Here is a 3,992-nt window from a genome sequence, read left to right on the forward strand (position 1 = left end):
GCCAGCCTTTGCTGCCTTGTAGGTGCAAGGAAAATTAGCGCTGAAGGCATCTTCAAATTGTTTTCGGATCAGGTCATCGCTCATGCTGCACCCCGCACGGCCTTGTCGTGGGTGTGCAGGCCGTCCCCGGCGCATTCACATGCAGCGGCGAGGGAAGCTACAGCCCGCTCATGGCGGCGCCTTGCGTTGTACTCGGCCTTCTTCGCCGCCTGGACGCGGTCGTATTGGGAGTTGGTGAACATCATCACCGGCAGGAAGGCGTCGTTATCTGGATCGAATTTCCCCTCCGGCCGGCCATGGGCCTGGAAGTAGGTGTCGTACATCGAGCGCAGCTCAGCCTTGAGGGCCTTGGTTGCAGTCGAAGCCTTATGCAGATCAAGGGACGTCATGGCCGCCCGCTCTACCAGTTGCTGATAGGTCATGGTGGGCATGGTCAGAACTCCAGGCGCTTGATTTCAGAAAGCAGCGCACGGCTGTGACGCTGGATGTAGATCTGGCTCAGCTTCTTCTTGCGCGACTCGAAGTCCATGCCCACGTCAATCAGGGAGGCATTCACGCGCTGAAGGTGCTCGATGCAGCGGATTTCGCACGGAGTGAGGTGGTCGCGGATCGAGTCAGTCGGGCTGATGCAGTGCACCGCCCGGTATGCCTTCGACGGCATGCCCAGCGCGATGCGGTTGATCAGGTCGAACTCGTTGCTGAAGTGGTAGTGTTTAACATCCTTGCCGACAGACAGGCGACCATGCTTGATGGCCTCGGTCAGGGCTGGGGCCTCAAGGCGCGCTCGCTCACGGGCCTGGCGCCCTTCCACCAACTGGATGTGCCCGACAACTACGGCATCGAAGGTACGGATTACGTGCAGGTGGAACTTGGCATTCACCCACATGGCGTAGGCGTAGATAAGCTCCTTGACGACATAGGTGCCGCCATTGCGACCCTCAATAGTCACCACCGGCAAACTACCCGGATTTTGGGTAGTTAACTCAGCCACCATTTCGGCGAAGGATTCCGTAGCCATGAACTTGCCTGGCTCCTTGGTGCGCTTGTTCGCTCCATCGGCCACGGCTGCCTTGTGAAGGTCATTGAGGCAGTAGCGGCCCTCAATATCCTGCTTGATCTTCACCCCTCCAAGGGTGAGTGACATGCTGCGCGCCACGAAATCGTGGTTCGCATTTTGTGGCGCGGGCCGGATCAGGGCCTGTACACTTGGGGTCTGTGGATGCATAATTGGTCTCACTTTTATGCGTTGCAGAGAGCCGGGCCTTCACCCCCGGCTTTTTTGTGCCCGCAATTCGGGCTTATCAGGGCCTGTTCAGGCCTTGCGCTGGAACGGAAGAACCGTTCCCCTCGCGTTTCGAGGTTTCGTTCGGCTGGCCAGCTCTCGATCAATCAGCTCGGCTGCTAGCGCTTCAGGGGTGATCCCCCGCTTTCGCGCCTCTCGCTCAAGTAATTCCATCGAGCCCGGATCCAGACCGAATTGTTCGGTCGGCATAGGGCCTCCTCGCGGCCTTCAGGCTGCGGTTTGATCGCCGGTATTCTCCGAAGCCAGGGCAGCCAGCTGCGCTTCCAGCATTTCGCGGCAGAGCACGGCACGCTGGGTGCGGTGATACACGGCCATCGCCTGGATCAGGTTGAATGTGTCCTCGTCGACCCGGACCTTGATCTCGCGGTCATGCAGGTGCTTGGGGTTGGCGTACATGCGGGGAAGGCTCCTTGTGATTGAAAGGGGTTAAGCGGCGCACGGGTAAATGTCGGGGCGCAGCTCATGGCGAGAAACGCCGGTGGCTTTCTCGATTTCCAAAACTCGCTCGGCCGGCACACGACCCGAGGCGCACATTTTCTGCACCGCTTGAGGCGTGACCTTGAGGATTCGAGCGAGGGCGGACTGGCCGCCAGCGACTTTTGCCGCTCTACAGATGGGTAGCTCTTTCATTTTTACGCCTCAAAGTTACAACTACAACCAAAGGTTATCGCAAGCGTGGCAAAACTACAACTGAGATTCACAGTGATATTTACAACCTGTGGTTGCATCATTTGAGGATGAGCACACTAGGTCAGCGCATCGCGCGCAAAAGAGAACAGGCCGGCCTGAACCAGTCAGAGCTGGCTCGCCGGCTTTCGGTTACCCCGCAGGCCGTACAGAAATGGGAATCCGAGGTTTCGGTCCCGAGGGGTAAGCGGCTGGACGATATCGCTGCCGCCCTTTCGACTTCGGTTGCCTACCTGGTGACTGGGGAGCTATTGGCTCGAAGCGATCGGGCCGAATCCAATGCCAGGATGCTTGGCCCAATCGATGTATGGGACGACGACACGCCGCTGGATGATGATGAGGTGTATGTGCCGTTCCTCAAGGAAGTGGAGCTGTCCGCCGGCAGCGGCCGGACTGTGGTCGAGCAGTCGCACAAGCAGAAGTTGCGCTTCGGGAAGCTCACGCTGCGCAAGCAGGGTGTTCAGCCAGACAACGCCGTATGCGTGACCGTCAGCGGTAACAGCATGGAGCCGGTCCTGCCCGACAAGAGCACCGTTGGCGTGGACCAGGGCAGCACCGCGATTACCGACGGCAAGATGTACGCCATCGACCACGACGGACAGCTCAGGGTCAAAACCCTCTACCGGCTGCCTGGCGGTGGTATCCGCATGCGCAGCTTCAACCGTGACGAGCACCCTGACGAGGAATACACCGCCCAGGAGATGGTCGAGCAGAACATCCACATCAAAGGCAAAGTCTTCTGGTCATCTGTCCTTTGGTGACAGATTGACCCTTCAGAATCCCCAAGGCCCGCACCAGCGGGCTTTTTTTCGCCTCCAGTTACAACTAAAAGTCTAACGCGATGAACCACTTACAACCTTTGCGAAAAAATCTACAACCAAAAGGCTTGCGTACTGTAACTTTCGGTTGTAGATTTACACCCATCGAGACGCCACTCAGGCCCTCGGGAGGCCCTCAAGCCTCACACCATCTGGACATGCCAGATAGCAGACGACAGCGAAGTGTCGATCCAGGCCCCGCAAGGCGAAAGCATCAAGCGGACCCGACCTGAACAAGCTCTTTAGGAAACGAGATTTCCGGCTCGGCATGATCGGGCCGGATGCTCTCCAGGTGACCTTGGCAACAGGGTCTCGTGGAAAGCAGGAGTAGATATGAGTCGAATCACTCACGCAGAACTTCTTCAGTTCGCTCATTACGACCCAGAGACCGGTGTTTTCACTCGTGCCTCTGACGGTTACGTCATGGGCAAGCCAGATCGCAAAGGGTATCTCTCAACGTGGATACCCCCGCACAACTACCGGGTTCACCGGCTCGCATGGTTCTACATGACTGGTGAGTGGCCGACTGCCGAGATAGACCATATCAACGGCAAGACTGACGACAACGCTTGGAAGAATCTGCGCGAATGCACCCACCAGCAAAACAACCACAACCAAGGCAAGCGTGCGCATAACACTTCCGGCTTCAAGAACGTCAGCTGGAACAAGCGCCAAGGGAAGTGGCACGTTCAGGTCTGCCTGAACTACCAAGTTCATCACGGCGGCCTGTTCGATGATGTGCACGAGGCTGACCGTGCGGCGTGCGCTTTACGCAAAAAGCTACACGGCGAATTCGCCAACCACGGATAAATCAACCGCCCTGGAGGGCAAGACGATGGCCTGGATACTCAACAGCGCCAACAAGCCGGTAGAGGCCGCAATTGGCAGTCCTGAACAGGTCGCCACCAAAGGTGATTGGTTCCTCACCTATGAGCTGGCACTGCAAGCCCAGCGCCAGCGCTGCAAGCACGAAACGAAGCTGGGCCATAGCGGAACTGGCCGGGTGTTCTGCGCCGACTGCCGAAAGCCTTTCAACTGAACAGCCAGCCCCACGTCCGCCTGACGTTAACTGCCCGATGCCCTGCTCCCCATCGCAGGGTTCATCGGAGATTGATCGGAGCGTGCTCAAGCGAGCTGCAGCGCTAGGATCGCAAAGACCCGTGAACCTCCTGAGCCGGTATATG

8 protein-coding genes are annotated in these 3,992 nt (G+C 58.1%); 3 read left to right on the plus strand and 5 right to left on the minus strand.

The features are described 5' to 3' along the window. Nucleotides 1-80: 80 nt before the first annotated feature. The 5 genes from L6D64_RS27970 to L6D64_RS27990 all read right to left on the minus strand — a co-directional run bounded on the left by L6D64_RS27970 (nucleotide 81) and on the right by L6D64_RS27990 (nucleotide 1,933). The gene (locus tag L6D64_RS27970) at nucleotides 81-431 is read right to left on the minus strand and encodes a hypothetical protein (protein WP_236192660.1); all 351 of its coding nucleotides are present in this window, start codon (nucleotides 429-431) and stop codon (nucleotides 81-83) included. A gap of 2 nt (nucleotides 432-433) precedes the next feature. After that, entirely contained in the window at nucleotides 434-1,225 is a 792-nt protein-coding gene (locus L6D64_RS27975; protein WP_176509789.1) for a KilA-N domain-containing protein, read from the minus strand. Between the two features lie 87 nt (nucleotides 1,226-1,312). After that, a complete protein-coding gene (locus L6D64_RS27980) occupies nucleotides 1,313-1,492 on the minus strand; it encodes a hypothetical protein (protein WP_016711302.1) in 180 nt (59 codons plus the stop codon). Nucleotides 1,493-1,510: 18 nt separating this feature from the next. Next, the gene (locus L6D64_RS27985) at nucleotides 1,511-1,699 is read right to left on the minus strand and encodes a hypothetical protein (protein WP_070086158.1); all 189 of its coding nucleotides are present in this window, start codon (nucleotides 1,697-1,699) and stop codon (nucleotides 1,511-1,513) included. Between the two features lie 30 nt (nucleotides 1,700-1,729). Next, nucleotides 1,730-1,933, minus strand: a complete 204-nt coding sequence (locus L6D64_RS27990; protein ID WP_103444650.1) for a transcriptional regulator — start codon at nucleotides 1,931-1,933, stop codon at nucleotides 1,730-1,732. A 107-nt stretch (nucleotides 1,934-2,040) separates the two neighbouring features. Here L6D64_RS27990 and L6D64_RS27995 point away from each other — a divergent pair, with 107 nt between their 5' ends. The 3 genes from L6D64_RS27995 to L6D64_RS28005 all read left to right on the plus strand — a co-directional run bounded on the left by L6D64_RS27995 (nucleotide 2,041) and on the right by L6D64_RS28005 (nucleotide 3,847). Beyond that, entirely contained in the window at nucleotides 2,041-2,751 is a 711-nt protein-coding gene (locus L6D64_RS27995; RefSeq protein WP_176509788.1) for an XRE family transcriptional regulator, read from the plus strand. A gap of 390 nt (nucleotides 2,752-3,141) precedes the next feature. Beyond that, nucleotides 3,142-3,618 (plus strand): HNH endonuclease, encoded by a 477-nt coding sequence (locus L6D64_RS28000; RefSeq protein ID WP_176509787.1) that lies wholly within the window; start codon nucleotides 3,142-3,144, stop codon nucleotides 3,616-3,618. Between the two features lie 25 nt (nucleotides 3,619-3,643). Further along, nucleotides 3,644-3,847, plus strand: coding sequence for a hypothetical protein (locus L6D64_RS28005; protein WP_176509786.1), 204 nt, complete (start codon nucleotides 3,644-3,646; stop codon nucleotides 3,845-3,847). Nucleotides 3,848-3,992 lie beyond the last annotated feature (145 nt).

Origin of the sequence: Pseudomonas urethralis (assembly GCF_021602465.1) — a bacterium.
Taxonomy (GTDB): domain Bacteria; phylum Pseudomonadota; class Gammaproteobacteria; order Pseudomonadales; family Pseudomonadaceae; genus Aquipseudomonas; species Aquipseudomonas vlassakiae.